Origin of the sequence: Acidovorax sp. JMULE5 (assembly GCF_013376875.1) — a bacterium.
In the GTDB taxonomy this organism is placed as follows: Bacteria; Pseudomonadota; Gammaproteobacteria; order Burkholderiales; family Burkholderiaceae_C; genus Acidovorax; species Acidovorax facilis.
The window spans coordinates 2,702,479-2,726,665 of sequence record NZ_CP035951.1 but is presented as its reverse complement, the minus strand read 5'-3'; the positions used below and the strand labels follow the sequence as shown (position 1 = coordinate 2,726,665).

Annotated in this window: 20 protein-coding genes; 12 read left to right on the top strand and 8 right to left on the bottom strand. The window is 64.9% G+C overall.

Features of this window, described 5'->3' with window-relative positions; genetic code table 11:
- Position 1: 1 nt before the first annotated feature.
- The gene (locus EXV95_RS12230; protein WP_176887051.1) at positions 2 to 1,072 is read right to left on the bottom strand and encodes an efflux RND transporter periplasmic adaptor subunit; all 1,071 of its coding nucleotides are present in this window, start codon (positions 1,070 to 1,072) and stop codon (positions 2 to 4) included.
- 96 nt (positions 1,073 to 1,168) lie between these two features.
- On the opposite strand from EXV95_RS12230, the gene EXV95_RS12225 reads away from it, so the two are divergent.
- Entirely contained in the window at positions 1,169 to 1,507 is a 339-nt protein-coding gene (locus EXV95_RS12225) for a helix-turn-helix transcriptional regulator (protein ID WP_055395322.1), read from the top strand.
- A 36-nt stretch (positions 1,508 to 1,543) separates the two neighbouring features.
- On the opposite strand, the gene EXV95_RS12220 is transcribed toward EXV95_RS12225, so the two are convergent.
- Positions 1,544 to 2,050 (bottom strand): flavodoxin family protein, encoded by a 507-nt coding sequence (locus EXV95_RS12220; RefSeq protein ID WP_176887050.1) that lies wholly within the window; start codon positions 2,048 to 2,050, stop codon positions 1,544 to 1,546.
- Positions 2,051 to 2,255: 205 nt separating this feature from the next.
- Between EXV95_RS12220 and EXV95_RS12215 the strand changes: the two genes are divergently transcribed.
- Complete coding sequence (locus tag EXV95_RS12215; RefSeq protein ID WP_176887049.1) at positions 2,256 to 3,842, top strand: methyl-accepting chemotaxis protein; 1,587 nt, start codon at positions 2,256 to 2,258, stop codon at positions 3,840 to 3,842.
- Positions 3,843 to 3,845: 3 nt separating this feature from the next.
- On the opposite strand, the gene EXV95_RS12210 is transcribed toward EXV95_RS12215, so the two are convergent.
- Positions 3,846 to 5,816, bottom strand: a complete 1,971-nt coding sequence (locus EXV95_RS12210; RefSeq protein WP_176887048.1) for a sigma-54-dependent Fis family transcriptional regulator — start codon at positions 5,814 to 5,816, stop codon at positions 3,846 to 3,848.
- Between the two features lie 315 nt (positions 5,817 to 6,131).
- Here EXV95_RS12210 and EXV95_RS12205 point away from each other — a divergent pair, with 315 nt between their 5' ends.
- Positions 6,132 to 7,655 (top strand): aldehyde dehydrogenase family protein, encoded by a 1,524-nt coding sequence (locus EXV95_RS12205; RefSeq protein WP_176887047.1) that lies wholly within the window; start codon positions 6,132 to 6,134, stop codon positions 7,653 to 7,655.
- A gap of 173 nt (positions 7,656 to 7,828) precedes the next feature.
- Positions 7,829 to 8,209, top strand: coding sequence for a DUF779 domain-containing protein (locus EXV95_RS12200; protein ID WP_176887046.1), 381 nt, complete (start codon positions 7,829 to 7,831; stop codon positions 8,207 to 8,209).
- Between the two features lie 58 nt (positions 8,210 to 8,267).
- On the opposite strand, the gene EXV95_RS12195 is transcribed toward EXV95_RS12200, so the two are convergent.
- Positions 8,268 to 9,380, bottom strand: a complete 1,113-nt coding sequence (locus EXV95_RS12195) for a sigma-70 family RNA polymerase sigma factor (RefSeq protein WP_176887045.1) — start codon at positions 9,378 to 9,380, stop codon at positions 8,268 to 8,270.
- A gap of 159 nt (positions 9,381 to 9,539) precedes the next feature.
- Here EXV95_RS12195 and EXV95_RS12190 point away from each other — a divergent pair, with 159 nt between their 5' ends.
- From EXV95_RS12190 to EXV95_RS12175, 4 genes are all read left to right on the top strand, one after another.
- On the top strand, positions 9,540 to 10,598 hold the full coding sequence (locus EXV95_RS12190; RefSeq protein ID WP_176887044.1) for a hypothetical protein: 1,059 nt from the start codon (positions 9,540 to 9,542) through the stop codon (positions 10,596 to 10,598).
- A gap of 228 nt (positions 10,599 to 10,826) precedes the next feature.
- Complete coding sequence (locus EXV95_RS12185; protein WP_176887043.1) at positions 10,827 to 11,507, top strand: IPTL-CTERM sorting domain-containing protein; 681 nt, start codon at positions 10,827 to 10,829, stop codon at positions 11,505 to 11,507.
- Positions 11,508 to 11,610: 103 nt separating this feature from the next.
- A complete protein-coding gene (locus tag EXV95_RS12180) occupies positions 11,611 to 12,669 on the top strand; it encodes an IPTL-CTERM sorting domain-containing protein (RefSeq protein ID WP_176887042.1) in 1,059 nt (352 codons plus the stop codon).
- 84 nt (positions 12,670 to 12,753) lie between these two features.
- Positions 12,754 to 13,443 carry an IPTL-CTERM sorting domain-containing protein gene (locus tag EXV95_RS12175; protein WP_176887041.1) on the top strand — a complete coding sequence of 230 codons (690 nt, stop codon included), beginning with the start codon at positions 12,754 to 12,756 and terminating at the stop codon, positions 13,441 to 13,443.
- Between the two features lie 231 nt (positions 13,444 to 13,674).
- Here the strand turns inward: EXV95_RS12175 and boxA are convergent, their stop codons facing one another.
- The 4 genes from boxA to EXV95_RS12155 all read right to left on the bottom strand — a co-directional run bounded on the left by boxA (position 13,675) and on the right by EXV95_RS12155 (position 19,385).
- A complete protein-coding gene (gene boxA, locus EXV95_RS12170) occupies positions 13,675 to 14,961 on the bottom strand; it encodes a benzoyl-CoA 2,3-epoxidase subunit BoxA (RefSeq protein WP_176887040.1) in 1,287 nt (428 codons plus the stop codon).
- A 165-nt stretch (positions 14,962 to 15,126) separates the two neighbouring features.
- The gene (boxB, locus tag EXV95_RS12165; RefSeq protein WP_176887039.1) at positions 15,127 to 16,554 is read right to left on the bottom strand and encodes a benzoyl-CoA 2,3-epoxidase subunit BoxB; all 1,428 of its coding nucleotides are present in this window, start codon (positions 16,552 to 16,554) and stop codon (positions 15,127 to 15,129) included.
- 45 nt (positions 16,555 to 16,599) lie between these two features.
- Positions 16,600 to 18,264, bottom strand: a complete 1,665-nt coding sequence (gene boxC / locus EXV95_RS12160) for a 2,3-epoxybenzoyl-CoA dihydrolase (protein WP_176887038.1) — start codon at positions 18,262 to 18,264, stop codon at positions 16,600 to 16,602.
- Positions 18,265 to 18,443: 179 nt separating this feature from the next.
- On the bottom strand, positions 18,444 to 19,385 hold the full coding sequence (locus EXV95_RS12155) for a helix-turn-helix transcriptional regulator (RefSeq protein WP_176887037.1): 942 nt from the start codon (positions 19,383 to 19,385) through the stop codon (positions 18,444 to 18,446).
- A 260-nt stretch (positions 19,386 to 19,645) separates the two neighbouring features.
- Between EXV95_RS12155 and EXV95_RS12150 the strand changes: the two genes are divergently transcribed.
- Genes EXV95_RS12150 through EXV95_RS12135 form a run of 4 tightly spaced genes read left to right on the top strand, consistent with a single transcriptional unit; the run spans position 19,646 to position 24,146 of the window.
- Positions 19,646 to 20,113 (top strand): DUF4863 family protein, encoded by a 468-nt coding sequence (locus EXV95_RS12150; RefSeq protein ID WP_176887036.1) that lies wholly within the window; start codon positions 19,646 to 19,648, stop codon positions 20,111 to 20,113.
- Between the two features lie 59 nt (positions 20,114 to 20,172).
- Entirely contained in the window at positions 20,173 to 21,723 is a 1,551-nt protein-coding gene (locus tag EXV95_RS12145) for a 3,4-dehydroadipyl-CoA semialdehyde dehydrogenase (protein ID WP_176887035.1), read from the top strand.
- 48 nt (positions 21,724 to 21,771) lie between these two features.
- Positions 21,772 to 23,322: a benzoate-CoA ligase family protein gene (locus EXV95_RS12140; RefSeq protein WP_176887034.1), complete on the top strand. Its 1,551-nt coding sequence runs from the start codon at positions 21,772 to 21,774 to the stop codon at positions 23,320 to 23,322.
- Positions 23,319 to 24,146, top strand: a complete 828-nt coding sequence (locus EXV95_RS12135) for an alpha/beta fold hydrolase (protein ID WP_176887033.1) — start codon at positions 23,319 to 23,321, stop codon at positions 24,144 to 24,146. The genes EXV95_RS12140 and EXV95_RS12135 overlap by 4 nt, the downstream gene beginning before the upstream one ends.
- The last annotated feature ends 41 nt before the right edge of the window (positions 24,147 to 24,187 follow it).

Below are 24,187 nucleotides of genomic sequence, written 5' to 3'. Positions count from 1 at the left end.
GTCAGCGCACCTTGGCAGCAGCTTGGGGCTGGAGTGCAATGCGGTCGCCTGCGCGCACGCCGCTCAACACCTCCACCATGTCGCCAGCGGGCCGCCCCAGGCGCACCTGCCGCAGCAGCGGCCGGCCCTGGCCGTCCAGCACGTAGACGCCCGTCATTTCCGCGCGCCGCACCACCACACTGGCGGGTACCAGCAGCGGGCCCACGGCAGCTGCTGCCGGTGCGGCAGTGCCCTTGGCTGCGTCGAGCCACAAACGGGCGAACATGCCGGGCGCCACGCCCACCAGGCTGGTTGGCAGCTCCACGCGCACTTGCACAGTGTGGCTTTGCGCATCGACGGTGGGCAGCACCTGCACTTTGGATGCCGGGACCGCGATGCGCGAAGCGGATATCCCCGGAATTTCCACCTGCAGCTCGCCAGTGCCTCCATCGCGCAGCGTGGCGGCCTGTTGCTGCCCCACATAGGCGGTAACGCGCATCAGCGAAGGGTCGTACACGGTCATCAAGGGTTTGCCCGGCATGGCCATGTCGCCCAGGGTGGCTGGCACATGGCCCACCACGCCCGCAAATGGCGCCTTGATGACGTAGAAGCCCGATTGCGTGGCGGCCGCACCAGCCTGCGCCAGCAGGGCTTGTACCTGCGACTGGCTGGCGCGCCACTGGGCCTCTGCCCGGTCCAACGCTGCCTGGCTGATGTATTGCTTCTGGAACAGCTGCTTCTGGCGCTCGTATTCCTTGGTAGCGACGTTTTGAGCAGCGCGCGCGGCGTCCACCTGCGCCGCGCTGGCAGCGGCGCTCTGTTGCGCTGCGCGCGCATCAATGCGTGCCAGCTCCTGGCCCGCCGTAACGCGGTCGCCCGCCTTGGCAGAGAGGCTGATCACCGCACCCTGTACCTGGGCGGAGAGGGTGGCGTCCCGCACGGCCTCGACCTGGGCGTCCACACTGCTCGCCAGCTGGGCTGTAGCGGGCTTGACGGTAAAGGTGGCGACCGGCTGCGCAGCGGTGTCGCCGGCCGCCCAGGCGCCGGACACGGCCAGGGAAAGCGCTGCGGTCAACAGGGTCAGGGACTTCATGGCGGCTCCAGGGAATCTTTGTGAGATTGATTATTTAACTAATCAGCTAATTAGTCAATAATGTATCATGTGTTCCCAATGCACGGAGATCCCGCGATGAAAGAGATGCCCCCCGAAGCCCTTGAGCAGGTCGCTGCCTACTTCCAGGTTCTTGCCGAACCCACGCGGCTGCGCATCCTCAATTTGCTGCGGGACGGAGAGAAAAACGTGGGAGACCTGGCGCAGCAATGTGGCTACACGGCGGCCAACGTCTCAAGGCATCTGTCGTTGATGACCAAGCACGGCCTTGTGGCCCGCGAGGGGCGCGGGACCAGCGTGTACTACCGGCTGACCGATGAGTCGGTCGATGCCTTGTGTGATCTGGTCTGCGGCAATATTGCACGCCAGCTGGAGCGGGACTCGGCGGCGCGTGCCGCGTTTCAGGTGGTGCGCTGAGCCTAGCCCACCAGGTTTCTGGGTGCAGTGGCCCGCCTAAAAAACGCCCAGCGCCAAACCCTGCGCCATCGCTTCGCCCAAGGCTCGGCAGCGTTCCAGTTCATCCCTGCCGATGCTCTTCCTGGCCAGAATCGTTTCTGGCGTCTGCGCGTGGGTGCAGACAATGAGGGGCTCTGCGATGGCCCGCAGGCGCCAGCCGGTCGCAATGCGTTCCATCTGCCGGGCCGCGTTGTGCCCATCGCTGCCCGCGCAGACCAGGCATGCATAGGGGCGGCCATTGACGTGGTCGAGCACGGCGTAGTAGCTGCGGTCAAAAAAATCCTTGAGTTGTCCGCTGATGGCTGCAAGGTTTTCCGGGGTGGCAAAAATGAACCCATCCGCGCCCAGCACGTCTGCGGCGCCAGCCTGTGCGGCATGCAGCAGTCGCACTTGAACGGCCCCATCCTTGTCGGAGCAAGCGCCTGCCCGTGCTGCATCTGCCATCTGGCGCGTGCCATCCGTCATCGAGTGGTAAACGATCAACAAGGTCTTGCGGGGGCTCATGGGTAAAGCATAGCCCCTCGCCCTGTGACCCCTGAAGACCCGCTTGCTGCCATGCAGGGGCGGCCCCATTGACCCGCATTCGAGAAGCGCGTTCAATCCGCCAAGATGCCCGGTTGGTTGCAAATTGTCGCAATTGGTGCGAAGCCCAGGGGGCAGTGCTAGAGCGCCGCCGCAACGCAGATTTCTTCCTTGCAGAGGTGACACCATGAGCATTGCCAGACGTCTTCATGTCATTTCCTTCCTGCTGATTGCAGGACTGGCCGGGATCGCCGTACTGGCCTGGGTCTATCTGGGCGAGGTCAATCACCAGACCGAACTGGTGGCCCGGGAAGAGGTGCCGCGCCAGATTCAGGCCAGTGCCATGGAGCTGAACGTCACGCGGGTTTCCTTGCAGGTTCGCCATGCCATCCTGGTCCGCACACCCGAAGACCTGGCCGCCACGCTCGCAGATATCGGCGAGAAAAGGCGCCTGATTGACAAAGACCTTGCGGGCTTCCAGCAAGCAGCAGATTCGGCATCGGAAAAGGCACTGAGTGCCGAATTGACCCAAGGACTTGAAGCTTTCTGGCGGGTTGCCGAGCAGAACCTGCAGTTGATCAAGGAGGGAAAGAAGGAGCCAGCGTTTGACTTCCTGGTCGCGTCCACGATACCTACGCGCAATGTGGTGCTGGCCGTTCTTGCCAAGGAGAAGGAACACCAGTCCAAGCTGCTCGATGCCAGCCTTGCCGAGATTGGGCGGGACGTCACGCTGACCTTGCGTGCGTTGGTGAGCTCCGTTGTGGTGGTGGCTATCGGGCTGCTGCTGTTTTCGTGGCACATCGGCGCTACGCTCCTGCGCCGGGTTGCCGAGTCACAAGCCGTGGCCGACCGCGTGCGCAATGGCGACCTCACCACGGCGGTGGTGGATGCGTCGCGGGATGAATTCAGCCCCCTGCTGGCAGCGCTGGCCGTGATGCAGGACTCGCTGACCCGCATCGTCAGCCAGGTGCGCAGTGGTTCCGAAACCGTGGCGGCGGCCAGCGCGCAGATATCCATCGGCAACAGCGACCTTTCCACCCGGACGGAGAACCAGGCCAGTGCGCTGGAGCAGACCGCTGCCGCCATGGAGGAACTCAATTCCACGGTGCAAAACAATGCGCAGAATGCACGCCAGGCCAATGCCCTCGCCCAGAGTGCATCCACGGTGGCCAAGCAGGGGGGCGATGTGGTGTCGAAAGTGGTGGACACCATGAGCGGCATCAACGAAAGCTCCAAGAAGATTTCCGAAATCATCGGTGTCATTGACGGGATCGCGTTCCAGACCAACATCCTGGCCCTGAATGCGGCCGTGGAGGCTGCCAGGGCAGGTGAGCAGGGACGGGGTTTTGCCGTGGTGGCCTCGGAGGTGCGCAGCCTCGCGGCACGCTCTGCGGAGGCCGCCAAGGAGATCAAAACGCTCATTGCCACGAGTGTCGAGCGGGTTGAGGCTGGCACCGTGCTGGTCGGCACCGCCGGGCAGACCATGAAAGAGGTGGTCTCGTCCATTGAGCGGGTGACGGAGACGGTGGCGCAAATCAGCGCGGCCGGAACCGAGCAAAGCGAAGGGGTGAACCAGGTCAATGTGGCGGTGAACCAGATGGACCAGGCCACCCAGCAAAACGCAGCGCTGGTGGAGGAGATGGCCGCAGCAGCCTCCAGCCTGAGCACCCAGTCGAGGAAATTGGTGGAAACGGTCGCGACGTTCAAGCTCTCTGGCGCTGCCCAGCCACTGGAATCGGGGCAGCCTGCGGGCCAGCGCTTGATGCTGGCCTGACCATCAGTGCCCTGACAACAGGCCTCGGGCGGAGTGCTGTAAATCAGGGTTGACGAGCCGCTCCTTGCGCAGGGCCAGCTTGCGGTACAGCGTCTGGCGGCTGATGCCAAGGGTGCGCGCTGCGTGGCTCATGTTGCCGCGGCAGCTCTCCAGCGCCTGCTGGATGGCCGATTGGGACAGTTCATCCAGGTTTTGCGGAGGGCGCTCCGGGGTGGTTGGCGTGGCAAAACGATCCACGTTTTGCAGTTCTTCCAGAAAGTCATCCGACAGGTGGTGCCATTCCACCACCTCCTCGTGCGCGTCCAGCATGGCGCAGGCGGTGCGCAGCACGCTGGCGCATTGGCGCAGATTGCCCGGCCAACGGTAATTTTCCAGCGCTGCCATCAACGAAGGGTCCAGGCGCAGTGGGCGGGCGGGCTCAATGTCCTGGAGCATGCGCTGGCTCAGCGCTTCGAAGTCGGTGCGCTCGCGCAAGGGAGGCAGTTCCACCGCCAGGCCGTTGATCCGGTAGTACAAGTCGGTGCGAAACCGCCCCTGCTCCGCTTCTTCGCGCAGCTTGCGGTTGGAGGCGCAGATGAGGGCAAAGTCCACGGCCACTGGCTGCGCGCTGCCCAGCGGCACCACCTGCCGCTCCTGCAGCACGCGCAGCAGCCGCGTCTGCAGCGGCAGCTGCATGTCGCCAATCTCATCCAGAAACAGCGTGCCACCATGGGCCTCGCGCAGCAGGCCCAGGCGCCCCTCCCGCCGACCGCCGGTGAACGCCCCGGGGCTGTAGCCAAACAGCTCGGACTCAATCAGCGACTCGGGCATGGCGGCGCAGTTGATGGCGATGAAGGGGCCGTCGCGGCGCGGGCCACTTTGGTGTGCACTGCGCGCAAACCATTCCTTGCCCACCCCGGATTCGCCCTGGATGAGCAGGGCAATCGGCTTGCCCAGAATGCGCCGCGTTTTGGCGGCCGCCGCGCGCCAGCGGGCATCGCCGGTGTCCAGCTGGGCCAGCGCATCCTCTGGGGGGCGGGTGGGCGCCGATGGGGCCAGGGTCCGAACCGTGCGCTTGTCCGGCACGGGCAGCCCAAAAAGCGGGGCGCCATCGTGCCTCCGTAAGGACAGCGGTGCGTCGGGCCGGCGGTGGTGGCGCGCCAGAAGCTCTTGCAGTCCCACGTTCAGGATCTGGTCCAGCGAGATGCTGCCCAGCTGCGCCACCGAAATGCGCAGCAGCGACAGTGCACTGCGGTTGCCGCCCACCACCCAGCCGTCTTCCGACACCAGCGCAATGCCTTCGGCCACGGTGCCAATGCCTTCGGGTTGGGCGTGCAGGTGCAGGCGCACATGGCGCTGGCTGCCCGACACCAGCAGCCGGTTTTCGATCATGTGGGCGGCGGTGCTGACCAGCCCCAGCGTGTGGGGGTTGCCCCGGCTGTGTTCGCTGGAGATGTCCAGAATGCCCAGTATCTGCCCGGTGGCAGACAGGATGGGTGCGGCGGCGCAGGTCAGAAAGCCGTTGCGCTCCAGAAAATGTTCTGCGCCGTGCACTTCCACGGGCGTCATTTCGGCCAGCGCCGTGCCAATGGCGTTGGTGCCGCGCTGCTTTTCGTGCCACGAGGCGCCGCTGGTCAGGGCCACCCGCTCGGCCTTGCCCAGAAAGTAGGCGTCGCCACAGGTGTCCACCAGCGTGCCGCAGGGGCTGGCCAGCACCACCACGCTCTGGCTGTCGCGCACCTGCTCAAACAGGTACTCCATCACCGGGCGCGAATGCGCCAGCAACTCCTGGTGGTGGCCGCGCAACTGCCGCAAGGCCTGGTGTTCCAGGTTGTCGGGGTTGCCCAGCCGGCCGGTGGGCCGCAGGCCGCTGTCCAGGCTGCGCTGCCACGACCGTGCCAGGCGCTCGTCCACGAGGCCGGTGGGGCATTGGCCTGATTCCAGCAGGTGCTGGCGGGCTTGCCGCAGTGCCACAGATGTGGAAGTGGATCGCATGGTGTTTGTCTCCTGCCCGGGCGTCATCAATGCAATGCGCCCTGTTTGAAAGCCAGTATGGCGGCGGCCAGAGGCCAGGGCAATAGCGAGCGCTGAGGGGCCGCTTCAACTGTTCCATTTCGTGACAGGTGTCGCGTTCTGGAGCAGACACCTTAACGCCCGGTGGGCTGCGCTTTCTTGAGCACGCACAAACAAAGCCATAAAAATCAAACACTTAGCCAATGGGGCAAGTTGGCACGGGTTTTGAGTCATGTCCTTCATCTGGCGGCGCGGTGTGCCGCACAGATGTCCACAAATCCACCGGAGACAGACACCATGACCGTTTATGCAGCCCCCGGCGCCGCTGGCGCCAAGATCGCCTACAAGCCCCAGTACAACAACTTCATCGGCGGCCAGTTCGTAGCCCCGGTCAAGGGCCAATACTTTGACGTGATCTCGCCCGTCAACGGCAAGGTCTACACCCAGGCCGCGCGCTCCACCGCTGAAGACATCGAACTGGCGCTGGACGCCGCGCATGCCGCAAGCGACGCCTGGGGCAAGACCGATGCGGCCACGCGCGGCAACATTTTGCTGAAGATTGCCGATCGCATCGAGCAGAACCTGGAGCTGCTGGCCTACGCCGAAACCGTGGACAACGGCAAGGCCATCCGCGAGACGCTGAACGCCGACATCCCGCTCACCGTCGATCACTTCCGCTACTTCGCGGGCTGTGTGCGGGCGCAAGAAGGCGGCATCAGCGAGATTGATGAGAACACCATGGCCTACCACATCCACGAGCCGCTGGGCGTGGTGGGCCAGATCATTCCGTGGAACTTCCCCATCCTGATGGCGGCGTGGAAGCTGGCCCCAGCCCTGGGCGCGGGCAACTGCGTGGTGCTCAAGCCCGCAGAGAGCACGCCGATTTCCATCCTCATCCTGGCCGAGCTGATTGCCGACCTGCTGCCGCCCGGCGTGCTGAACATCGTCAACGGCTTTGGCCGTGAGGCGGGCATGCCGCTGGCCACCAGCAAGCGCATTGCAAAAATAGCGTTCACCGGATCGACCAGCACGGGCCGCGTGATTGCGCAGGCTGCGGCCAACAACCTCATCCCCGCCACGCTGGAGCTGGGCGGCAAGAGCCCCAACATCTTCTTTGCCGACATCATGGACAAGGACGATGCCTTCCTGGACAAGGCCGTCGAGGGCCTGGTGCTGTTTGCGTTCAACCAGGGCGAGGTGTGTACCTGCCCATCGCGTGCGTTGATCCAGGAGAGCATCTACGACAAGTTCATGGAACGTGTCTTGAAGCGCGTGGCGGCCATCAAGCACCGGAACCCGCTCGATACCGACAGCATGATGGGTGCGCAGGCCAGCAAAGAGCAGCTCACCAAGATCCTGAGCTACCTCGACCTGGGCAAGCAGGAAGGCGCAGAAGTGCTGGCCGGTGGCGGTCAGGCCCACCTGGGCGGTGACCTGGAAGGCGGCTACTACGTGCAGCCCACGCTGTTCAAGGGCCACAACAAGATGCGCATCTTCCAGGAAGAAATCTTCGGCCCCGTGCTGGCCGTGACCACCTTCAAGGACGAAGCCGAAGCGCTGGCCATTGCCAACGACACGCTGTATGGCCTGGGCGCAGGTGTGTGGAGCCGCAACGGCAACGTGGCCTACCGCATGGGCCGCGCCATCAAGGCAGGCCGCGTGTGGACCAACTGCTACCACGCGTACCCGGCGCACGCGGCGTTTGGCGGCTACAAGGAATCGGGCATCGGGCGCGAAACGCACAAGATGATGCTGGACCACTATCAGCAGACCAAGAACTTGCTGGTGAGCTACTCAGAAAACAAGCTCGGCTTCTTCTGATGGGGGCTGTGGTCCACAGAACGCCGCTGGCGTCGTTGCGCCGTCTTGCCGTAGCGCTGCTACTGTCTGCGACGACGCGCCTAGCCATCGACGCTCTGTGAACCACCGTGACGCTGCTGCGAAATCACTTTCTGCACTGCAGCGGTTCTTTGTCGCCGCACCTGGAGATCACCATGGTCGAGAGAGTCATTGCCACCCACGCAGCCCTGGCGCTGATTGCGCAATTGCAGGCACAGCATGGCAGCCTGATGTTCCACCAGTCGGGCGGCTGCTGCGACAACAGTGCGGCCAACTGCTATTTGCCCACCGATCTGACCATTGGCGCGGGCGATGTCTTGCTGGGGTATGTAGGCGGCGCGCCGTTTTACATCGGCAAATCGCAGTACGAATACTGGAAACACACACAGCTCATCCTGGATGTGATCGACGGGCACGGCGGCACGTTTTCGCTGGAAGGCAGCACTGGCAAGGCCTTTCACACCCGCTCGCGTTTGTTCACCGACCCAGAGTGGGCTGAGATCGCCCCGCAAGTCGTCCGGGATCTGGGGGGCTGATGCGTGACGCCGGGAGGTGCTTGTGAGGCCATTGGCCTCGCCTGGGCGGTCTCGGGGCTCAAGCACCAGCGGGCGAGGTGTGCTCAAGCACCATGTCGATGATGGCCTGTCGTGAGGGCCGCGCCAATTTGGCCTGCAGGCGGTTGATATAGCTTTTGAGCGTGCCGATGGTGATGCCCAGGTGCTCTGCCAGCTGCTGCTGGGTGGGTTGCCGCACCGAGGCGATCAGCAGGCGCTTTTCCTGCGAGGACAGTGGCCAGTTCATCAGTTGCCGTGCCACGGTAATGTCGGTGGGCTCCAGGTGGGTGATGGTCACGGCCACTTGTGGCTGGTCGGTGCCGGTGGCCAGCAAGCGTTCGGCCCGGAAGTCGAAGCGCCCGGCGGCTACGTCCACGGAGCAAAGGCCCACGTCCGTCCCCGTGCTGGTGGCCAGCAGCGGTTGCAGCATGTCCCGCACCGGTGCGGGCAGCGCGGTCAGATCGTCTGCAGCCCAGTCGAGCATGCCCATGCGGGCATCGTGGCACAGGTAGAGCAGCTCGATGGCCTTCTGGCCTTTGGCCAGCATGTGCCCTGATGTATCCAGGTTCAGTACGGCAGTTCCCGCTGTGCGTAGCGGGCAGGGGGGTAGGTTCGCTGGCGGGTGTTGGTGCAGGGACCGCAACCGATCGCGCGCAGCGCGCAGACGGGCTTGCTCGGCATTGCTGAACGGGCCGCTCTCGGCACGGCGGTACAGATACAGAAACCCGTCACAGCCCCCTTGCTGGTCGAATACCGGTACGCACATGGCCCAGCGCATCCCCAGTGGCCCCAGGATGTCGCGGTAGTGCCAATGGTCTTCGTAGCCGGGCATGGTCTGGATCAGGCGCACGACCTCGCCGTCGGACTCCAGCTGTTGGCGCAGCGGGAACTCGGTGAACATTTCGTCCTGGTGCACTGCCAGGGCGCGCAGTGCCGACACCGTCATGCGCTCGGTCCAGTAGGCCACAGGCTGCAGGTGCTCGCCGCTCACCAGACCAAATCCGCCAAAGTCGGCGTTGAAGCCGCTGCGCAAGGCCGCCAGCACGGTGGGCATCAACACCGGGGCAGGGTAGGGCAGTTCGGCCAGCAGTTCCAGGTGGGCCAGCCAGGCGGCTTCGTTGCGGGGGAGCCCTTGGGGGTGGGGTGCATTCATGGGGTGGATACCAACCGCGGTTGGCTTTTTTTGTGGTGCGGTGCTCAAAACAATAGCGGCGCAAGGCCCCGCTGCCAAGCCCGGCCACAGCGAACCTGACGGCCATCGCTGGTTACCGGGCCCTTCGATCCAAACCACCGCCCATTTTCACGCTTCGCCATGCCCCTCCGCCGCTGTTGGCACGAACTGGACCTGCTGTGCCGCATCGGCGTCGGGCTGGCCCCCATTGCCTGCGACCTGACGGCTCTGCTGCGCCGCATGGTGGGTGCCGAGGCGGCCGCGTTGTTCTGGCTGGATGAGTTCGGTCTGCCTGAGGGTTTTCACCATGAGGATTCTCCCGACAGCGTGAAGGACCTGTTCCTCAACGAGTTCGAGCGGCTGTTCGTAGGCGAGCGCGAGATCAACGTTTTTGCCCTGGCCCAGCGCCAGGACCAGCGCGTGGGCCACCTGTTGGCGCCGGAGGCGGGCTACTTCAAATCCAACACCTACAACCTGCTGGTGCGCGCCAGCGGTCACCACCACTCGCTGGACCTGCGGGTGGATGTGAATGGCCGGGCACGGGCCGTGGTGCTGCTGTTTCGCGCTGCCAACCGCCCGTTTTCCGACGACGACGCGGCCGTGCTGCTCAGGGTGGCTCCCTACCTCCAGCGCGCTATTGAAATCAGCCTGCCGCCCGACGCCTGGCAGGGCCTGGGGGCCCAGGAGGGCCACCTGCTACTGGATGGCTCCGCGCAGCGCATCGTGCTGATGAACGACCCTGCGCTGGAGCTGCTTCGCAATGCCGGGCAGCGGGGCATGGGGTGGCACCAGGGCGCGCCCCCTGAAACGCCACCGCCCTTTGTTCAGCGGCTGCTGGCGCAGCCCGACCGGCCGCTTCACCTGCCCGTGCCCGGCGGGGTGCTGGTGGCACAGATGCACGGCATGCACGCGCCCGGCCCTGGAAGCGCGGACCTGGGCGGTGGAGCACCTCAGAACCTGCTGGTGGCGTTGTCGCTGAAACGCCCGATGCGCATTGACGTGGTGCGGCGGGTGCTGTCGCTGCAGCTCAGTCCCTTGCAGCGTGAGATCGCGCTGCTGGCGGGATTGGGGCATGCGCGCGCCGATTGTGTGTCCCAGATCGGTGTCAGTCCAGAAGCGCTGAAAAAGCACCTCCGCGTCATTTTTACCGCCACCGGAACCAGCGATTGGGACGGCCTGGCCCGGGCCCTCAGCCGCTGACAGACCTGTGGCGCGCAGGCCACCCCTCCCCCTTGGGGGAATGCACAGGCGCGGAACCGCTTCAGACAATCTCACCAGCTTTTGATTCGGAAAACCATGCATCGCTTGCTGCCGATCCATCGTGTGAACGCCGCAGGCTGTGGGTATCACACGCTTGCGCCACGGGCGCGGCGCCGTGTCGCGCCGCCAACCGCGTCATGCACCACCTGATTTTCGGGAGACCTCACCATGCGCCTTTGTATTGCCGTGTATGCCCTTGCCGCTGGTCTGCTGACCAGCTTGGCTGCTTCTGCGCAGGCCGCTACCTATCCGTTCAATGGTCCTGCATATTCCGCAGTGTTCAACTTCACGGCCCCGTGTGGGGCGGGTGCTTGCGCCGGCTACACCCTGGGCATGAACGTCTCTGGATGGTTCGCCACCGCCACGCCGCTGGCACCCCATTTGGTCAGTGCCGACATTTCGGGGCAGGTGAGTGGCTACAGCCTCTCCAACGGCCTCATCACCATTGCCGATAGCGACCCCGGCGCGCGCGTGGGGCAGTTCCAGGTGTCCACCGATGCGAGCGGCCGGATCACCGACTCCGCCATCAGCGTGTCGCGCTGGCAAGACAACTTGTCGGGCCCCCATGTTCCCGGCAACCGTGTGGATTTCGTGACGGCCGACACGTTCTCTTCGGCAACCAGCCACAACCGGCTTTGCGCTGTGGTGGGCGCCGGGGATCGCTGCACGTCGGTCAACTCGGATGCATCCTCCAGCGTGGCCGACTACCCCGTGGGCTTGGTATGGACACAGGCCCTATCCACCACCGCTGTTCCCACCCTGTCCGAAGCGGCCTTGCTCTTGCTAGCGGGTCTGATGGCGGCAGGCGTGGGGAGGCGCGCACTCCGTCCTGTGCGCGCTGTGCGCTGATCGGCGACGGACGAAACGCCCAACAGCATCACCTTGTAGTGAATCCGCCCTTCCTCACACGCGGCGGATGCCGCACTGAAACCTTGCTTGGGAGTCTTCCAAAATGCCACGTTTGATTTCGCTGTTTCTGGGGCTGCTGTGTGCCCTGGGCCTGTCGGCGGCGCATGCAGCCACCTACCAATTCACCGGTCCCACTTACGGGGCCGGTATCACCAACTATGTGGCCCCCTGCCCTGGCGGCAGCTGTGCGGACTACACCGCGGGTATGCGGACCACAGGCTGGTTCACGTACCTCGGAAGCCTGGCTCCCAACCTGGTCAACCACAACCTGCATGCCGACCCCAACTTGTTGACCTATGGCCTGACGGACGGGCTGGTCAGCATTGAAAGCAGCCACCCAGCCACGCGATTGGTACGTTTTCAGGTGTCCACTGATGCCGGGGGCAACATCACCAGTTACTGGGCGTTGGTGGGTCAATGGGCCGATGGGTTGGCAGGACCGCACTCCGTCCCGGACCGCATGCACCGAATCGAGGTGTTTTCGGGTAGTGCCAGCAACAATTACCACAACTGGGTGTGCGGCACCGTGGCGGCTACCATCCCAGCCGGGGTGGCCGACGGCTGCACCTCGTTTGGCGACAACAGTGGCCGCAGCGATGCTGAGCACAGCAACGTTGGGGCTAGCTGGTCCAGTGGCCTTCCCACGCTGTCCATCAGCTCGATTAGCGCGAGTGAAGGCAACGTCGGGGTGACCAACTTTACTTTCACGGTCACTCTGGACGCGGCCCCCGCAGCCCCTGCCAGTGTGAGTTGGTCCACCATCACCGGCACGGCCACAGGGGGGGTGGACTACTTCGGTGACTCGGGCGCTCTCAACTGGGCTGCGGGCGATGGCAGCAGCCGCACCTTGATCGTGCAAGTCATCGGTGACACCACCGCAGAGGCCGACGAAACCTTCCGGGTGCGTCTCACCAACCCCGTGAACGTGGGCATCAACGACCCCCATGGCACCGGCACCATCCTGAACGACGATGCAGCCCCGCCGGCCGCTGTCAACTCCGTGCCCACCTTGTCCGAATGGGCCATGCTGCTAATGGCTGGGTTGATGGGGCTGGGGGCAGTCGTCCGAAATCGGCGCGGGCCCGGTCGCTCTGGCTTTTGAGGCCGGTGTTTTGGTGGGCTGAGTGCTGCATGACACCTCCGCCCCCTCATTTTTTCATGTGCCCTCCCACGCCCCTATCGCACCATGACCTTCTCTCCATTCACCACCGCCACACTGGCTGCGCTGTGCCTCTTGAGTGTCCCGGCCAGCGCGGCCACGTACCAGTTCACCGGGGCTAACTATGTGGCACCCAGCATCGCCAATTTCACGCCGCCGTGCAGCCTGGGCGTTTGTGCCAATTACACGACCGCGATGCGGGTCACGGGCCAGTTCTCCACCGCCGCCCCACTGGCGGCCAACCTGGCCAATGCTGATATCTATCCGCAAGTCACATCGTTTCAGTTCTCGGACGGCGTCAACACCTACCAGTCGGCTGCGCCGGGTGTGCGCCCGAGCCGGTTTCAGGTCACCACCAATGCGCTGGGCGAGGTGACGGGGTCGGACATCATCATCGGCGCCTGGCAGGACAACCTGGCAGGCCCGCACGCCACGGGCAATCGGCACAACGTCGTGTCGGTCACCAGTTTTGCGGGCGTGGTCGGCAACAACAATGTCTGCACTGGTGTCGTAGCAGGTTCTCTGGTGCCCGACACCTGCGTGGCCGGCAGCGATGGCAACAGCAGTGCCGTGACGGGGGTGGGGGGCTCCTGGACCACGCTGGCAACGCCTACGGCAAGCGTTCCGACTCTGTCCGAATGGGCGCTGCTGTTGCTGGCCGGGCTGGTGGGCGTGGCAGCCTGCACCGGCGCGCGGCCGGCGCGCCGTAAGCGGTAGCCTGGCACTGGCGGGGTGACGAGACCGTGTCACTTCACCCGTCGCCGTGCATGGATATCATTGCTATGATAATAATAGCTGCTAGCGCTTGTTAGGTAAGCGCTAGGCACCAATTTCTATCAAAAAATGAGCGCGGCGCAGATCCTTGCCCCCGCCTTCACCCCCCTGCCGCAGTTGCAGCGTCTTTCCGCGTGGTTTGGACCGGGCGGACGGTCGACCGCCCGGTGAGGGTCAATAAGTTTCCAGGTGCAACCGTCCTTCGCGCTGGAGTGCGGCGCCCACAGCGTCCCACTCCAGTCCGGCTTCGCTGGCGATGTCGCGCAGGGCCATCACCACGCCTTCTTCCATGCTCTTCAGGCCGCAGACATAGAAGTGGCTGTTGCTGTCGCGCAGCAGCGCAGCCAGGTCAGCGGCGCGCTCGCGCATCAGGTCTTGCACATAGCGCTTGGGTTGCCCGGCTGTGCGGGAGAACGCCAGGTTGATGTCGATGAAATCCTTGGGGAGGTTTTGCAGCGGGCCAAAGTACGGCAGCTCCTGCTGCGTGCGTGCGCCGAAGAACAGCATGAGCTTGCCGCCTTCAAACTTGCCGCTGCTGCGCAGGCGCCGACGCCACTCGGTCATTGCGCGCATGGGGGCGCTGCCGGTGCCGGTGCAGATCATCACGATGTGCGAGCGCGGGTGGTTGGGCATCAGGAAGGAGCTGCCAAACGGCCCCACCACCTGGACCTTGTCGCCCACTTTCAGGTCGCACACGAAGTTGGAAGCGATGCCGCGCACGGCGTTGCCGTCGTGGTCGGTGGTCACGCGCTTTACCGTGAGCGCCAGGTTGTTGTAGCCGGGGCGCTCGCCATTGCGCGGGCTGGCGATGGAGTACTGGCGTGCATGGTGCGCCTTGCCCAGCGCATCGGTGCCCGGCGGGATGATGCCGATGGACTGCCCTTCCAGCACCGGGAACGGCATGTTGCCGAAGTCGAGCACCACGTGGTGCGTCTCGCTCTCAAAGCCCGCCTCGGTGCAGTTGAAGTTGCCGACCACGGTGGCAGTGGTGGGGTTCCTCGGGGGGAACAGGTTGGTGTAGGGGTGTGCGGCCGACCAGGGGGGCACCGTGGCGCCGTACTGGGCCGAGCGGAACGCCTGCACGCCCGGCTCCATGGGCGCGGTCGGTGCGGCCACTGCGGACGGCTGCGTTGTATCTCCGGCTGAAGTCACCACGCCCTCTGCGGCCAGTTCATCGGGCGTGAGTTCGGGCGGCAGTTCTTCCCAGGTGAGCTGTTCTTCGATGGTGTAGGCGCGCGCCAGCGGCATGGAGCGCCAGTTGTCGATGGAGCCGGTGGGGCAGGGCGAGATGCAGGCCATGCAGCCGTTGCACACATCGGCGCGCACCACGTAGTTGTTGTCGTCGTGTGTGATGGCACCCACCGGGCAGGTGGCCTCGCAGGTGTTGCAGCGGATGCAGATCTCCGGGTCGATCAGGTGCTGCTTCAGGATGCCGTTGTCGATCAGCGTGGTGGTGGTCATGCCCATATTCTTCTTCCAACAGTTGTTCCGGTGCCATGTCCCTGCGCCATTGCGCGCAGCGGTAAGCAGTGGCGCGACCTGATGCCAGTGCCACCGCGGAACCGGCTTTGCCGGGCCGCTGGAGGCGTTCCCTTCAGGGGGAAGACGCGCAGCGGCTCAGGGGGATCAACCAAACCGCACGTATTCGAAGTCGACGGGCTGGCGGTTGATGCCCATGACCGGCGGCGCGATCCAGCCCGCAAACTTGCCGGGCTCCACCACGCGCCCCATCAGCGAGGCAACGAAGGCAAAGTCCTCGGGCGTGGGCAGCCACTCGGCCTTGCGGGCTGTCCATTCGGCTTCGCTCACCACGCGGCCGTCGGGTGACATCTTGATGCCCGCCAGCGCCCCGATCTGGCGGTTGAAAGCCTTGTGTGGCACGGCCAGGCGCGTCGGAATGCCGGCTTTTTCCAGCACCTTGTTCCAGCGGCCTACGCCCGCCATCGAGTCCTTGATGAAGTCGTCGCGCAGCACCTCGTTCAAGGCGTTGAGCATGGGCACTTCCTTCTCCTGCAACTGGCCGTTGACAACTTCCAGCACCTTGTAGGTCTGGCCCTTGAGGATGTGGTCGTCACCCCGCTTGCCCTCTTCGTAGCGGCCCTTGAGGCCCGAGCTATAGAAGGTGGCGGCGTTGCTGGACTGGTCGGCGCCGAACAGGTCGATGGTTACGCTGTAGTGGAAGTTGAGGTAACGCTGGATGGTGGGCAGGTCGATGGCGCCGGCCGCACGCACCCGGGCGGGGTCGTCGGTCTTGAGGTCGTTCATCACCTGCGCGGTGCGGCTGAGCACGCGCGAGATGCCGCTTTCGCCCACAAACATGTGGTGGGCCTCTTCGGTCAGCATGAACTTGGTAGTGCGCGCCAGCGGGTCGAAGGCACTCTCGGCCAGCGCTGCCAGCTGGAACTTGCCGTCACGGTCGGTGAAGTAGGTGAACATGAAGAACGCCAGCCAGTCGGGCGTCTTCTCGTTGAACGCGCCCAGGATGCGTGGGTTGTCCACGTCGCCCGAGGTGCGCTGCAGCAGTGCCTCGGCCTCTTCGCGGCCATCGCGGCCAAAGTGCTTGTGCAGCAGGTAGACCATGGCCCACAGGTGGCGGCCTTCTTCCACATTGATCTGGAACAGGTTGCGCAGGTCGTACATGCTGGGCGCCGTCAGGCCCAGGTGGCGCTGCTGCTCGACCGAGGCGGGCTCGGTGTCGCCCTGCGTCACGATGATGCGGCGCAGGTTGGCGCGGTGCTCGCCGGGCACGTCTTGCCAGGCCTTTTCACCCTTGTGGTCGCCAAAGTGGATTTCGCGGTTGGCGTCACCGGGGTTTAAAAAGATGCCCCAGCGGTAGTCGCGCATCTTCACGTGGCCGAACTGCGCCCAGCCGTTGGGGTCCACGCTCACGGCGGTGCGCAGGTACACCTCGTGGTTGGTGGAGCCCTCGGGGCCCACGTCGTCCCACCAGTTGATGAAGTTGGGCTGCCAGCCTTCGAGCGCGCGTTGCAACGTGCGGTCTTCGCCGAGGTTGACGTTGTTGGGGATCTTCTCGCTGTAGTTGATGGTGCTCATGGATGTCTCCTCGTTGGATGGAAAACCGAACGGTCGGGGTTGGGGCTAGACGCGATTCAAGTCGAAACCGGCTTTCTGGCCCGTGCCATAGACCTTGAGCGCGCCTTTGTCGCCCACGGCGTTCGGGCGGTTGAAGATCCAGTTTTGCCAGGCGGTCAGGCGGCCGAAGATGCGGGTGTTCATGTTCTCCTTGCTGGCAAAGCGCAGATTGGCTTCCAGCCCGGTGAGCGAGTCGGGCGACATGGCCGCACGCTCCTCGATGGCGATGCGGATCTCGTCGTCCCAGTCGATGTCATCCGGGGCGGCGGTGACCAGGCCCAGCGCAAGCGCGGCATCGGCATCCAGGGGCTTACCGGCCACAGCACGTGCGGCTTCCAGCGGTGCGGTTTCTTCGTAGAAGCGGCGTTGCAGGCGGCTCTGGTCGTTCACCATTGGCAGCAGTCCGAAGTTGAACTCGTTGAGCGTGAGCTTGGGTGCGCGCTCGGCATCGTCGGGCAGGGCGAGCATGTAGGTGCGGTCGGCCGCAAACGCCAGTTCTGCCAAGGAGCCTGCGAAGGCCGAGCCGGATTCGACCAGCGCAAACAGGCTGCGCGACGACACATCCAGCCGCGCAAAGGTGCGGCGCAGTGCGCCAATGGTTTCGCGCACGAGCCAGTGGTCCTGGTGCGCGATCAGCGTAGCATCGCTGGCCAGCACGGCCTGGGCATCACCTTCGGTCTTGAGCAGCCAGGTGCCAATATCAAGCTCGTTGGTGCGCAGGTTCAGGATGGCGTCGTCCAGCTGGCGCGCCAGGGCCAGCGGCCACCAGGCGGCGCCTGCGGCTTCGATGCCAGCGATGTCCGTGGGTTGCGTGCCGGTGGGGGCCTTCAGCGTGAGCGTGGCGGTGCGGCGGGTGCGGTCGATGTCCACGCTGACGTGTGCGTAGCGCAGGCTGTCGGCACTTTCTTCGCGCTCCACGCGGGTCAGGGCCACGCCCTGCGCGCTGGTGGGGCGGGGGCTGCCTTCGGCCAGGCGTGCGGCGGTTTCATCGACGGCGGCGGCAAATTGCGCGGGCTTGGCGATGCGATCCACCAGGCGCCAGTCCACCGCGCGTTGGCCGCGCACACCTTCCACGCTGGTGCAGAAGATGTCGGCCAGGTCGTGGCGCACATGGCGCTTGTCGGTCACGCGGGTCAGGCCGCCAGTGCCGGGCAGCACGCCCAGCAGCGGCACTTCAGGCAGCGACACGGCCGACGAGCGGTCGTCCACCAGCATGATCTCGTCGCAGGCCAGGGCCAGCTCGTAGCCACCGCCCGCGCATGCGCCATTCACGGCGGCGACGAACTTCAGGCCCGAGTGTTTGGACGAATCCTCGATGCCGTTGCGCGTCTCGTTCGTGAACTTGCAGAAGTTCACCTTCCAGGCGTGGCTGGAGACACCCAGCATGAAGATGTTGGCGCCCGAGCAAAAGATGCGGTCCTTGGCGCTGGTGACGATGACGGTGCGCACCGTGGGGTGCTCGAAGCGGATACGGTTGAGTGCGTCGTGTAGCTCGATGTCCACACCCAGGTCATAGCTGTTGAGCTTGAGCTTGTAGCCGGGGCGGATGCCACCGTCTTCTGCGATATCGAGCGACAGGCGCGCCACCGGGCCGTCTACGGCCAGTGTCCAGTGGCGGTATTGGGTGGGATCGGTGCGGTAGTCCACGCGGGTGGGGGCGGGTGTGGTCATGGGGTCTCCATCCATCTGCTAACAGGAATAATAATGCATTAAATGTATTGTTGATGTGCATCATCATGCATATCAACAGGCAAGTCAATGCATGTCGCTGTTTTCTGAGGATTTTTCTGAAACTACGCGGCGGCAGCCCCGGAGAGCGTCGGGGCTGTTGGCTGGTGGTGGGGAGGAGGTCAGCCTGGCCGGGCGGTCATCAGCTTGCGCACTCCGGTGCGCAGTTGCTGCAGGCTGTCTTCCAGGCTGCTCCCGGAGGTGTCGATGGTGAGGTCGGCTTTGGAATAAAAGGCCGCGCGCCCTTCCAGAATGCGGCGCAGGTCGTCCATGGCCTCCTTGCTGGCGGCCATGGGGCGCATGTCGCCCTGGGCCAGCACGCGGCCCATGTGTTCCTCTGGCGCGGCGCGCAGCCACACGGTGGTGCAGTGCGCCAGCAGCTCGTTGAAGGTGGCGGGGTCCGAGACGATGCCACCGGGTGTGGCGATCACCACTTCACTGTGGATCTGCACGGTTTCTTCGAGTGCGCGGCGTTCGTAGCGGCGGTAGGCCGTGGTGCCGTACAGGTCGTGGATTTCCCGCACGCTGCAGCCCGCCAGGGTTTCGATCTCGCGGCTCAGCTCAATAAAGGGCACGTCCAGGTCGCGCGCCAGCAGGGGGCCCAGGGTGGATTTGCCCGCGCCCCGCAAGCCAATGAGTGCGATGCGCCTATGGCGTGCCGTGTCGCTGCCACCGCCGCTCAACAGTTCGTGCAGCGCCAGCCGCGCGCGGCGCAGCTCGGGCTCGCTGCGGTGCTCCAGCAGCTCCCGGATCAGCAGCCATTCCGGCGAGCGTGTGGTGAAGTCGCCCACCAGCTCGGCCAGCGAGCAGTGCAGGGCGCCTGCCACTTGCTGAAGCACCAGGATGGACGCGTTGCCGGTGCCGTATTCGAGGTTGGCCAGGTGCCGCTCGGACACGTCGGCCGCCACCGCCACGGCCTTGCGCGTGAGGCCGCGCTGTGCGCGCAGGTTGCGCACGCGCTCGCCCAGCGCGACCAGCAGGGGGTTCTTGGCCTCTTCCGCAGCCCCCGGCATGTTGTCGGAAGGCGTGGAGAGCGCGGTTTCTGCGTCTTCTTGTTCGGTCATGCCCATCTTTCTTGGAACAGGTTCTTACAGCCCATTGGCGGGTATTGGTGGGTATTGGCAGGTCGAGCGCGCTCAGGGGCGCCTTACCACGGCGCTTCTCCACCCCTTCGGAGAAAACAATTTATGCACTATAGTGCTTGACATTCAGTCATGCATTACCTATTGTTCATGTGCAAGCAAAATACTGCACATTTGAAAAATCCACAAGGATACAGATCAAAAGGTGTGCGGGCCCCCATTTTCCTAGCCCCCGAGAAGCCATGCCCCACAAAGCCGCATTTCATCAAGCCCTGGTGGATCTGACCGCGCAGATCGCCGGGCGACCTCTGGATTCCGAACTGCAGAACTGGCTCAACCAGACCCATGGGCCTGACAGCGCTGCCTATGCAGGGCTCAAAGCGGCCTGCCTGGTGGGCGTGGAAGAGGGGTGGCTGTGTGACCGCGAAGGTGGCGGCATCCGCTACGGCCGCGTCTTCAAGGCTGACGATGCGCTGCACCGCTTTTCCGTCGATGTGGTGGACATGCAGGACATTGCGGGCCCTCACCACAGCCACCCTCTGGGGGAAATCGATTTGATCATGCCGCTCACGGCCGGTGCCACCTTCGACAGGCACCCCGCTGGGTGGTGCGTCTATCCACCGGCCAGCGCCCACCGCCCCACGGTGGCTCAAGGGCGTGCGCTGGTGCTCTATCTGCTGCCGGAAGGGCAGATCCAGTTCACACGCTAAAGCGGTCCCTCCTTTCTGGCGCTTCTCGCCATACCGATCCCTTTTTTTGAAAGACCTGCATGACTGAACTCCTGGCCAACTTTGCCGCTGGACGCTGGCAAACCGGAAACGGCCCAGGCACCGTGCTCAGCGACCCGGTGTTGGGCGACGCGCTCGTGCGCGTCGATTGCACGGGGCTGGATCTGCCGGAAGCCTTTGCCTTTGCACGGGATCGCGGCGGCGCCGCCTTGCGCGCCATGACCTACCGTGAGCGGGCCGCGCTACTGGCGGCGGTGGTGAAGGTACTGCAGGCACACCGTGAGAGTTACTACGACATTGCAACGGCCAACTCTGGCACGGTGAAGAACGATTCGGCGGTGGACATCGACGGCGGCATCTTCACCCTGGGTCAGTACGCGCGGTGGGGCGATGCGCTCGGTGATGTGCGGGCCCTGCGCGATGGTGATGCGGTCAAGCTGGGCAAGGAGCCGGTCTTTTTGTCGCAGCACCTGCAGGTGCCCACGCGGGGTGTGGCGCTGTTCATCAACGCCTTCAACTTTCCGGCCTGGGGGCTGTGGGAGAAGGCGGCGCCTGCACTGCTGTCTGGCGTCCCGGTGATCGTGAAGCCCGCCACCGCCACGGCCTGGCTCACACAGCGCATGGTCAAGGATGTGATCGATGCGGGTGTGCTGCCCGTGGGCGCGCTGTCGGTCATCGCGGGCAGCTCTGCGGGTTTGATGGACCAGCTGCAGCCTTTCGATGTGGTCTCCTTCACGGGCTCGGCGGAAACTGCGGGCGTCATCCGGTCGCACCCGGCCGTGGCGCACCGCTCGGTGCGGGCCAATATCGAGGCCGACAGCCTGAACTCCGCCCTCCTGCTGCCCGACGCCACCGTGGGCAGCGATGCCTTCAACCTGCTGGTGCGTGAAGTGGTGCGCGAGATGACGGTCAAGTCCGGGCAGAAGTGCACGGCGATCCGCCGCATTTTGGTGCCCGCTGCGGTATACGACGCTGCGGCCGAGGCCATCGGTGCCAAGCTCGCAGGCATCAGCGTGGGCAACCCGCGCAACGAGAGCGTGCGCATGGGTTCCCTGGTCAGCGCCGCGCAATTGCACGCGGTGCGCGAAGGTGTGGCCGCTTTGAGCGCCCACACCGACCTGCTGCACGATGGCCGCGCACGCCCGCTGGTGGATGCCGACCCTGCCGTAGCGGCCTGCATGGGGCCGGTGCTGCTGAGTGCGCGCGATGCCGATGCGGCATCTGCGGTGCATGACATGGAAGTATTCGGCCCTGTCGCCACGCTGCTGCCCTACCGTGACCTGGACCATGCCCTGGCGCTGGCGCACAGGGGCCAAGGATCGCTGGTGACCTCGCTGTTTGGTGCTGACGAGGCCACCCTGGCCGCTGCGGCTGTGCAGCTGGCCGCGAGCCACGGGCGTGTGCATGTCGTCACACCCGATGTGGCGCAGGCTCACACAGGGCACGGCAATGTGATGCCCATGTCGCAGCACGGGGGGCCGGGGCGCGCTGGTGGTGGTGCAGAGCTGGGCGGCTTGCGTGCGCTCGACTTTTACCACCAGCGCAGTGCGGTGCAAGCCAGCCCAGGTGTGTTGGCATCGCTCGGTCTATGAGGCCTGCCAAGGCCTGTGAATTGCCCAAAACAATACGGAGACATCCCCATGACCAGCCTGCCAGAGCGATTCAATTTCGCCGAACATCTGTTCGACCTGAACCGGGCGCATGCCGAGCGCACGGCCTACATCGACGACCGGGGGCGCCTGAGCTATGGCGATCTGGAAGACCGCGCCCGGCGGCTGGCCAGCGTGCTGGCTGAGGCGGGGGTGCGGCGCGAAGAGCGGGTGCTGCTGCTGATGCACGACACCAGCGACTGGCCCGTGTGCTTTCTGGGCTGCCTGTATGCAGGGGTGGTGCCGGTGGCGGTCAACACCCTGCTGACCGCGGATGACTATGCCTACATGCTGGCGCACAGCCGGGCGCAGGCGGCGCTGGTATCGGGGGCCTTGCTGCCTGTATTGTCCGAGGCCATGGCGCGCGGTCCTCATGAAGCGGGCACGCTGCTGGTATCGCTGCCGGTGGGCAAGCTGCATGCAGGTGCCCGCGATCTGGAGGCGGCGTTGAACAGCGCGCCTCCGTTGACTGCACCAGCGCCCACCGGCGCGGACGACCCGGGCTTCTGGCTCTACTCGTCGGGCTCTACGGGAAAGCCCAAGGGCACGGTGCACACCCATGGCAACCTGTGGTGGACGGCCGAGCTGTATGGCAAGCCGGTGCTCGGCCTCACCCAGCAGGACGTCTGTTTCTCAGCCGCAAAGCTGTACTTCGCCTACGGCCTGGGCAATGCACTCACCTTCCCGCTGTCCGTGGGCGCCACCGTGGTGCTGATGGCCGAGCGGCCCACGCCCGATGCCACCTTCAAACGCTGGGTGGACCACCAGCCCACGGTGTTTTTTGGCGCCCCCACAGGCTTCGCGGGCATGCTCGCATCACCCCGGTTGCCAGCGCGTGCTGCGGTGGCGTTGCGCATGTGCTCCTCGGCGGGCGAGGCGCTGCCCGCAGAGATCGCGCAGCGCTTCAAGGCGCACTTTGGCTGCGACATCATCGACGGCATTGGCTCCACCGAGATGCTGCACATCTTTTTGTCCAACCGACCGGGCGACATCCGTTATGGCACCACCGGCAAGCCCGTGCCGGGCTACGAGGTGCAACTGCGTGGCGAGGACGGCCAGAGCGTGCCCGACGGCGAGGTGGGCGACCTCTACATCCGAGGCCCCAGCGCTGCTTTGATGTACTGGAACAACCGCGAGAAGACGCGCGACACCTTCCAGGGCGGGTGGACCAAAAGCGGCGACAAGTATGTGCGCGACGCGGACGGCTATTACACCTACGCAGGCCGCAGCGACGACATGCTCAAGGTCAGCGGCATCTACGTCTCGCCGTTCGAGGTGGAGGCCACGCTGATGCAGCACACCGCCGTGCTGGAGGCCGCCGTGATCGGCAAGCAGGATGCAGACGGCCTTACCAAGACGAAGGCGTTTGTGGTGCTCAAGGATGGCAAGGCCGCGACGCAGGACGAGCTCAAAGCCTTCGTGAAGGAGAAACTCGCGCCCTACAAGTACCCGCGTTTCATCGAGTTCGTACCGGAGCTGCCCAAGACCGCCACGGGCAAGATCCAGCGTTTCAGGCTGCGCGAGCTGGAGGCCCGGGCGTGAACGGGGGCATCCGCGGCGGTACCAGCGGGGGCAGCGAATGGGCCGCCATCGACTGGCGAGGTCGGCCGGTGCAGGTGGAATACCAGTGGATTGCGCCAGAGCGCCGGTCTGCACCTTTGGTGGTGTTCCTGCACGAAGGGCTGGGGTCGCTGGCGATGTGGAAGGACTTCCCGCAGCAGCTGTGCGAGGCGGGATGCTTTCGGGGTCTGGTGTTCTCGCGGCCGGGGTATGGGCGTTCCACCCCACGGGCGCCCGATGAAGCCTGGGGTATGGACTTCATGCACCGGCAGGCGCGGGAGGTATTGCCTGCTTTTTTGGAGGCTGTGGGCGTTAACGAGCCGCCCTGGTTTTTTGGCCACAGTGATGGCGCATCCATTGCCCTGCTGTACGCATCGATGTTCCCGCAGAGGGTCACCGGTCTGGTGGTGTTGGCGCCCCACCTCTTTGTGGAGGATGTGACCATCCAGAACATCGAGCAGGCGCGGGACGCCTACGAGACCACCGACCTGCCCCGCAAGCTGGGCCGTTACCACGACGACCCGGACTCCGCTTTCTGGGGCTGGAACCGTATCTGGCTCAACCCGACATTTCGCGCGTGGAACATCGAAAAAGAGCTGGAGACCGTGTGTGTGCCCGTACTGGCTGTGCAGGGGCTCAATGACGAGTACGGCACGCTGGCCCAGATCCACGGCATTGCCGCCCGCGTGCCCGGAACGCAGCTGCTGGAACTGTCCGATTGCGCGCATTCACCCCACCGCGATCGTTCCGACGATGTGATCGCTGCGACCTTGGCGTTCGTGATGGCAGCAGGCCGAAATCCGTGAACACCCGATAGGCCTGCACCTGCGCCCATCGAACGCCGCGC